5 protein-coding genes are annotated in these 7,563 nt (G+C 68.6%); 1 reads left to right on the top strand and 4 read right to left on the bottom strand.

Annotated elements, in window-relative coordinates; translation table 11 throughout:
- Nucleotides 1-156 precede the first annotated feature (156 nt).
- The 3 genes from ACFOX0_RS33635 to ACFOX0_RS33625 all read right to left on the bottom strand — a co-directional run bounded on the left by ACFOX0_RS33635 (nt 157) and on the right by ACFOX0_RS33625 (nt 6,185).
- Nucleotides 157-1,911 (bottom strand): family 43 glycosylhydrolase, encoded by a 1,755-nt coding sequence (locus ACFOX0_RS33635; RefSeq protein ID WP_449288881.1) that lies wholly within the window; start codon nt 1,909-1,911, stop codon nt 157-159.
- 213 nt (nt 1,912-2,124) lie between these two features.
- Nucleotides 2,125-4,548 carry a ricin-type beta-trefoil lectin domain protein gene (locus ACFOX0_RS33630; RefSeq protein ID WP_377553644.1) on the bottom strand — a complete coding sequence of 808 codons (2,424 nt, stop codon included), beginning with the start codon at nt 4,546-4,548 and terminating at the stop codon, nt 2,125-2,127.
- A gap of 101 nt (nt 4,549-4,649) precedes the next feature.
- The gene (locus ACFOX0_RS33625; RefSeq protein ID WP_377553642.1) at nt 4,650-6,185 is read right to left on the bottom strand and encodes an arabinofuranosidase catalytic domain-containing protein; all 1,536 of its coding nucleotides are present in this window, start codon (nt 6,183-6,185) and stop codon (nt 4,650-4,652) included.
- A gap of 376 nt (nt 6,186-6,561) precedes the next feature.
- On the opposite strand from ACFOX0_RS33625, the gene ACFOX0_RS33620 reads away from it, so the two are divergent.
- Nucleotides 6,562-7,305, top strand: a complete 744-nt coding sequence (locus ACFOX0_RS33620) for a FadR/GntR family transcriptional regulator (RefSeq protein WP_377553641.1) — start codon at nt 6,562-6,564, stop codon at nt 7,303-7,305.
- A gap of 110 nt (nt 7,306-7,415) precedes the next feature.
- Here ACFOX0_RS33620 and ACFOX0_RS33615 read toward each other — a convergent pair.
- On the bottom strand, nt 7,416-7,563 hold a 148-nt coding region (locus ACFOX0_RS33615; RefSeq protein WP_377553646.1), incomplete at its 5' end, for a ricin-type beta-trefoil lectin domain protein.

Genomic DNA, 7,563 nt, shown 5'->3' with positions numbered 1-7,563 from the left:
CTCGGTGATCGAATCACCCAACGGCATCACCCGCACCCCACCGTTGGACTCCGCACTCGCCGGCCCCGCCACCACGGCCGCACCGACCGCCGCCAACGCGACCGTCACGGCCGCCGCGGCGAACCATCTCTTCTGTGTACGCATCATCGCTCCTCGTCAGGGGCTGGTACAGGTGAGAGCGGGCGTCGACGGCGAGCCGTTCGCCAGGAAGCCGAACGTGGCCGAGCCCGCGGCGGGCAGCGAACCGTTGTACGACACATTGCGGGCAGTCACCGTGGATCCGCTCGAAGTCACGGTGGCGTTCCAGGACTGGCTGATGCTCTGCCCACTGCCCAGGGTCCACCGCACGGTCCAGCCGTTGATCGCCGCACTGCCGGCCGTCACGGTCACCTCGCCCTGGAAACCGCCGGACCACGAGCTGGTGGTGCGGTAACTCGCGCTGCAGGCTCCGGCCGGCGGCGGGGTGGTGGGCGGCGCCGTGGTGGGCGGCGGGGTCGTCGGTGGCGGGGTGGTGGGCGGCGGGCTGGTGGGCGGCGGTCCGCCGTCGCTCGGGGTGAACTGCCAGTAGTTCAGGTTGAACAGGGAACCGCTGCCACCGGTGAATTTCAGGAACAGGTCGTGGGTGCCGGTGGCACCGCTGACCGGGCAGGTCACGTCGGCCCAGGTCTGCCAGCCACCGGTGCCGGCTACCCGGCAGGTGCCCACCAGCGGACCGCCGACGCTGTCCAGGTGCAGCTCGATGCTGCCCCCGCTGGTCCCGGACGCCACCCGGGCCGTGTACGAGCTGGCCCCGGTGCCGAAGCCCACGCCCTTGACCTTGATGTAGTCCCCGTTGTCGATGTAGCTGACGTGCATCCCGCCGCCGGTGGTCGCCTCGGTCTCCACCCCCGATTCCCAGGCGATGGTCTCGGCCTCCTGCCGCACGTACGGATTCAACGTCCCGACCTGCGGCGCGCCCGTGGTCGACATGGTCATGCTCGGGATCGAGCCGTCGGCACCGTAGGAGAACTTCTCCACCGCCACCGACCGGGTGAAGCCACCGCCGCCCGGCAGCGCCCCGTTGTGGTAGAAGAAGTACGAATTACCCTTGAAGTCGACTATCCCGGGGTGATTTGTGAAGCTGCTGCCCTGGGTGGACATGACGGTCCCGCGGTAGGTCCACGGACCCAGCGGGCCGGGCGCGGTCGAGTAGGCGATGAACTCCGAGCAACACTTCGCCGCGTAGACCAGGTAGTACAGGCCGTTGCGCTTGTACACCCACGGGCCCTCCTCGAACAGGGTGGGCCGGTTCGCGTCGCCGGTCCGGGTCCCGAACCCGGCCGTGGTCAACGGAATCTGGGTGGGGCTACCCGAGTACGAGGTCATGTCCGCGTTCAGCTTCACGTACCACAGGTGCGGGTTGCCCCAGTAGAGGTACGCCTGGCCGTCGTCGTCGATGAACACCGTGGGGTCGATCTCGCCGTTGCTGACCAGCGGACGTCCGATGGCGTCCCGGAACGGGCCGGTCGGGCTGTCGGCCACCGCCACTCCGATGCCCATCTGGCCGGTCGCCCGCACCACCATCGGCACGTACCAGTAGAACTTGCCGTTGCGATAGATCGCCTGCCCCGCCCAGGCGTCCTGCTTGGCCCAGCTGAAGCTGGCGAGGTTGAGCGGCGAGCCGTGGTCGGTCCAGTTCACCATGTCGTCCGACGACCAGACCCGCCACTCCTTCATGGTGAACCAGGTCGAGTTGTCCTCGTCGTGGCCGGTGTACAGGTAGACCCGGCCGTTGTAGACCATCGGCGCCGGATCGGCCGTGTAGATCGTCTGCACGATCGGGTTGTCCGCCCGGGCCATCGCCGGGATCAGGCCCACCAGGACGAACAGGCTCACGACCAGCGCGAGCCTGCGCCTGGTCGTCCGATTCATTGATAGCGTTAACATCAGCGTTCGTCCCCCGGGCCGGCGGGTGCCCCCGCGATGGGCGGGTGGCTGCGGAGGAAGATCGACAAGGACGCTGCCATGGCCGGCAACCCTTCAGATGGATGGGATACATGTATGTCGATTACTAGTGACCGCATGTTAAGGGCCTGATTCATATAGGTCAATGCTGTGACCTGCCGTCGACCCCGGGACGGCGGGTCACGCCCGGCCCCACTTCTGGCTGCTGGCACCGCTGCAGGTCGACAGCACGATCTGGGTACCGTTCCCGGTCCCGCCGTTGTTCGGACTCAGGCACAGGCCGGACTGCACACCGGTGACCGTGCCGTCGGTGTTCAGGTTCCACTGCTGGTTGGTGCCGCCGGTGCAGTCCCAGATGATCACCCTGGTGCCGGACGAGGTACCCTGGCCCTCGGCGTCCAGGCACTTGTTCCCGTACACCTGCAGTTGCTTGCCCGAGGTGGCCGTCCACTGCTGGTTGGCCCCGGCGTTGCAGTCCCAGAGCGTCACCTGGGTGCCGTTGTTCTGCGACTGGTTCGGTACGTCGAGACACCGGCTGGAGTTGGTGTTGAGCAACGCGCCGCTCGATCCCCCCGGGTCGCCCGGGTTGCCCGAGCCGGCGACCACGGACAGGTTGTCGAACTGCGCGGTCTCGCCCTGGCTGGTGCCGAAGCCGACCTGACCGGAGCCGAACGTGGAGTCCGAGGCCGTGCCGACCGTCGCGCCGTCGATGGTGGCCGTGATGGTGCCGCCGGAGAAGCCGAGCCCGAGGCTGTGCCAACGGTTGGTGCCCAGCGCCGAAACCGACCCGCTGCGCAGTGTGGTCAACTGCCCGCTGGTGTTGTTGCGCAGGATCGACCACGAACCGGTGTCGGTGACCCGCAGGAAGTAGCCGTTGTACCGGCCGATGGGGTCCAGGTTCGTCGTCCCGACGTGGCCCTCCAACTGGGCGTACCCGGCCTGTTCGAGCAGGACGTCGGCGGAGACCGTGTAGTTGCCCCAGTTCAGGTTCCCGCCGTAGGTCGCCGGATCGGCCAGGGTCTTCCAGGTGATGGGCGCCTGCGCGGACATCTGGCGCAGGCAGGTGCCGGACCGGCCCCCGCCGCAGGCGACGGTCTCGAAGGCACCCTGCATGTCCTGCAGGTACTTCGGCATCCGCCCGATCGGGTAGCCGTCGAAGTTGTCGGTGTAGGGCAGGCTCAGCGAGCCCTGGGCCGGGCTGGTGGCGGTGCCCTTGCCCTGCCCGGTCGTGGTGGTGATGCTGTAGAGGTAACCGGGCTGGACGGTCAGGCTGAAGGTGCCGCCCGACGGGGTGATGTCGGTGCTGTGCACGAAGAAGTCGTTGGTGTTGGTGGAGTTCAGGTTGGTGGCCCAGACGTGCACCTGCCCGGTGGACAGGCCGCCGGTGACGCTGAGGTTGAGCTGCTGGGCCGCGGTGGCGTCCATCGTCTCGATGATCGTGCTGTAGTCGGTGTTGTTCGTCGACTTGAGCGAGACGTAACTGCCGTTGTTCCGGTTGCCGCCGAGGTAGCCGCTGGACGAGTCCAGGTAGCGCCAGCCGGGGGCGGTGAACTGGGTGGTGTGCGCCAGCGCCCAGGCGTCCTTGCCGACGGAGTACCACCCCGACCACGGCTGGTTGGCCAGGATCAGGCCGACGGTGGACCACGGCAGGTTCGGGGTGATCGCCGCGATCAGGTCCCAGTTGAGGTAGGCCACCATCCGACCGTCGAGGTAACCGCGGTTGACGCCCCGAGCCAGCGGCTTGGCGCCGTCGTTGTAGTCCTGCGACCCGCCCTCGCTGTCCCACAGCGTCTTGCCGGTGCCGGTGGCGGTCGACGACACCGAGCAGGAGGTCTGCGCGCTGAGGTAGCCGCACGGGTAGTGACCGCTGAGCACGTCGATGCTGTTGCGCAGGGTGGCGTTGCTCGCGACCGCGTTGGCCGGGCCCCAGCTACCCGGGTAGTCGTCCCCAAATATGATCTTCACGCCGCCGTAGCCGTTGTTGTTGAGCGCCTGGCGCAGGCTGATGGTCCAGTTCGCGTCGGTCCGCTTCTCGTTCTGGGCGGCGGTGATGTAGTCCATCGTCAGGTTGTGCTGCTTGGCGCAGCCCAGCCAGTCGACGAAGTAGTTGATCATGTCTTGGGACATGAAGTTGCCGTTGCCGATCCAGCCCGGCGCTCCCCAGGGCAACGCGGCCAGCTTGATGTTCGGGTTGCGGGCCTTGGCCTGCTCCATGATCCACCACTCGTACCCGCGGTTGCAGTTGAGATCACCGCGGACGTGTTCGTGGCTCGGCTCCGAGCCGCTCGTCGAGTTGGTGTCTCCGCCCATCTCGACCTTGAGGATCTGCAGGGCGGCGCCGTAGCCGGGCTTGAACAGGTAGTCCAGGATCTGACCCCGTTGCGGCTCCGGGTAGTCGATCAGCAGCCGGCTGTTGCCGCCGCCGCCGCTGACCGCGCCCACGCCGTCGAACACCTGCCCGCCGGAGGACCCGTTGACGGTGATCGAGGTGGCGGCCAGCGCCGGGGTGTCGTCGACGACGGTCAGGCCGCCCGCGACCAGGACGGCGGCGGCAAGCGTCGCCAACGGTCGTGGACGGCGGGGACGATGCTTCAGTCGCATCATGACGGATGTCCCTTCGGTAGAGGTGCGCACGCCCCGGACCGGGCGGCTCCGGATGCCGACGGGCATCTGGCGTTCCGGTCCGGGGGTGCGGGTGATGCCGGTCAGCGGTAGCCGGCGGCGACGATGTTCGCCTGGACGGCGTTCTCGGTGGCGTCGGACGGGTAGCCCGCCACCATGGCGCCCTCGTAGAAGGTGCCGGCGCTGAGATTGGCGCCGCCGCCGGGCTTGCAGCAGTCGCCGCCGCTGCCCAGGATGATGGCGCCCTGCTTCTTCATCGGGCTGTAGCCGTTCGGCAGCGCGCCGTCGTAGACGGTGTAGAGGTTGCCCGCCTGGGCGTCGCTGCCCCTGAGCGCCATCCGGCTGGTGCCGTTGTTCTTCAGGATCGCGGTGACGAACTTGCTGGTGAACGCCCGCTGGTTCGGGTTCCAGGACTGGCTGCCGCCGGGGTAGAGACCCCATTCCAGGTCGGCCTGGACCCACGGGCCGGAGCCGGAGCAGCCGCCGAACCAGCACTGCTTGCTGAAGTTGATCGCGTCCATCGCACCGGCCGCGTCGGCGCTGCGGGTGGTCTCACTGTTGCCGTAGTCGAAGCAGCAACCGCTGTTGACATGCGTCCCGCTGGTCACCATGTACATGCCCTCCGGCTGGCTGCCGGTCGGGATGCCGGTCAGGTGACCGTCCCGCCAGTAGCTGTTGCTGGGGTTGATGTACAGCGAGTACGCCTTGCTGCCGCCGACGGTCAGCGACTCGCTGGTGGCGGTGGCGGGCCGGCTGGAGGTGGAGCCCGGGACCTGCGCGGAACCCTGGTACCACAGGTCGTTGCCGCGGCCGGACTGGTCGTAGACGACCGTGATGACGCAGGTCGTACCGGCGCAGAACGAGTCCTGGGTGGCCGCGTCGGCGGTGCCGCCGGCACCCGACACCGCGATGTTCCGGGTGGTGTTGTCGGACGAGCGGCGGACCTGGTAGAGGTTGCCGGCGTACGCCGAGAACAGCGCCCGGGTGGTGCTGTGCGCCGCCACGCACGGCGTACCGCCCGCGGCGTAGATGTCGCACGGCCGGCCGCCGGCCGGGGGCGGCGAGGTGGGCGGCGCCGACGTGGGCGGTCCCGAGGTCGGCGGGGTCGACGTGGTCCACCGCTGGTTGGCGCCGCCGTTGCAGGTCCAGAGGATGATCTTGGTGCCGTTGGCGGTGCCGGCGGCGTTGGCGTCCAGGCAGAGTCCGGACTGTTGGCCGGTGATGGTGCCGTTGGCGTTGACGTTCCATTGTTGGTTGGTCTGGCCGTTGCAGTCCCAGATGATCACGGCGGTGCCGTTGCTGGTGCCCTGGCCGTTGGCGTCCAGGCACTTGTTCCCGTACACCGTGAACTGTTTCGTCGACGTGTAGGTCCAGGTCTGCCGGGCTCCGCCCGAGCAGTCGTACAGCTGGACCTGGGTGCCGTTGGCGGTGCTGCCGTTCGGGACGTCGACGCACCGGCCGGACTGCGCGCCGACGAGAGGGCCCGATCCTGGATCGGCGACCGCCGTCCCGGCGTGGGTCACCAGGGCCGTGCCGCCGGCGACCAGAATCAGCGCCAGGGCCAACAGGAGAAGGGGTAGTCGGGTGGGCCGGGTGGGCCCAAAGCGTGGGATGACCATGACGGCTCCTCGGAAACGTAGGGCTCCGGGACCGTCCGTACCGGCGGCGGAGCCTCACGGGGTGATGGCCATCGATGGAACGTTAACATTCTCGCGGCATGGGTCGAGCCCGCCGGCAACGCAACCCGCTGCGCATGCCGAAGGTACCGACGAGGGATGACCCCCGAGCCACTCATGTTATCGCAAACATCGATGTTTATAATTAGAACACATTGCTGTCGCCGGCGCGGGGTCGGCGGCCGGCACGGCGACTCCCGCAGGTGGCCGGATCCGCCCCCACCTGGCCACCTTTGACATCGAAAGACATCATCGGACCTGGCCTCCGGATCCCGCGATAAGTCATACTCTGATGGATCCTCACGAGGGGGGAGGCACCGTGACCGACCATGCGCTCACGGGCGGTGGATACCGGCCGGGCTACGAGTTGGCCGCCGAGCAGGTACTGGAACTGATCGCCAGCACCCGCCTGCAACCGGGCGACCGGATGCCCACCGAGAACGAGCTCGCCCAGCGGTTGGGCACCAGCCGCACGGTGGTGCGTGAGGCGGTGAAGATCCTCTCCGCGCTCGGCCGGGTCCGGGTGCAGAAGGGCCGCGGCCTCTACGTGGCCGACGACGAGGGCATGCTCGGCGCCGGCCGGTGGGCGTCCTTCTTCCTCCCCACCGACCTGGACCACGTCTACATGCTGTTCGAGTTCCGCCGGGCGCAGGAGATGGAGACCAGCCGGCTGGCCGCCCGGCGGGCAACCCCGGCGGAGCTGGGCGCCATCGAGAAGGCGGCCGAGGTGTGCCGGCAGGGCTTCGAGACCGGTCGGGACGACCTCTTCAACTCCGGCGACGACGCCTTCCACACCTGCGTCGCCACCGCCTCGCACAACATGTTCCTGCAGGTCGCCGTCCGGGAGGCCCGGCGCCTGCAGGCGCAGTCCAACCTGATCGGGCTGCGCGGTTCCGTGGGCGAGCACGCGGCCAAGGCCGTCGAGGAACACGACGCCATCTACCAGGCGATCCGGGCCGGCGATCCGGAGGCGGCGGCGCTGGCCGCGGCCACCCACGTCGACAACACACTCGAGGACTACCGGCAGGTCATCCAGCATCGCATCTTCGCCCGGACCGACTGACCCGCCGGGCGGGTACGACCCGGTGCCGGCCGGAGGGTTCCATCTCCGGGCCGGCACCGGGCGCCCGTCGTCCGCATCCGGGCCACGGGGTGCGGACGACGGTGTCACGGTCAACTCCGCAGGCTCCACTGCTGGTTGGTTCCGCCGTTGCAGGTCCAGAGGATGAGTTTGGTGCCGTTGGCGGTGCCGGCGGCGTTGGCGTCCAGGCAGAGTCCGGACTGTTGGCCGGTGATGGTGCCGTTGGCGTTGACGTTCCAT

The organism is Micromonospora zhanjiangensis (assembly GCF_042650605.1).
Taxonomy (GTDB): Bacteria; Actinomycetota; Actinomycetes; order Mycobacteriales; family Micromonosporaceae; genus Micromonospora_J; species Micromonospora_J zhanjiangensis.
The sequence above is the reverse complement of the archived record's forward strand: the minus strand, read 5'-3'. Positions and strand labels throughout refer to the sequence as shown.

Coding starts and splice junctions, on each gene's coding strand:
- ACFOX0_RS33625 (WP_377553642.1), bottom strand. CDS start 6,185: ATGGTCATCCCACGCTTTGGGCCCACCCGGCCCACCCGACTACCCCTT.
- ACFOX0_RS33635 (WP_449288881.1), bottom strand. CDS start 1,911: ATGAATCGGACGACCAGGCGCAGGCTCGCGCTGGTCGTGAGCCTGTTC.
- ACFOX0_RS33630 (WP_377553644.1), bottom strand. CDS start 4,548: ATGATGCGACTGAAGCATCGTCCCCGCCGTCCACGACCGTTGGCGACG.